Below are 215 nucleotides of genomic sequence, written 5' to 3'. Positions count from 1 at the left end.
ACATACATCAGCCCTGAGTACGGGCTGACCGCGACAAACAATGACGCCTTGAACGCGGTATCACCACTGGCCTGATCTACTACAGGCACTTTGTCACCGGCCCAGTCGACATAAAGCTCTTGCCCTGGCTCATGGGTGATAACTTCGACGAGATCGTTGGCACGCAGAAATTCATTGAGCCCACTACAAAACTGGGAGTACTGGTACTTTGTCTT

Annotated in this window: 1 pseudogene; it reads right to left on the bottom strand. The window is 51.6% G+C overall.

Annotated elements, in window-relative coordinates:
- Positions 1-215 (bottom strand): annotated as a pseudogene (locus tag HMPREF2692_RS11525) (transposase); the annotation flags it as partial.

It is taken from the genome of Corynebacterium sp. HMSC036D03 (assembly GCF_001836185.1).
Lineage (GTDB): Bacteria > Actinomycetota > Actinomycetes > Mycobacteriales > Mycobacteriaceae > Corynebacterium > Corynebacterium simulans.
This window is presented reverse-complemented; position numbering and strand designations above follow the sequence as displayed.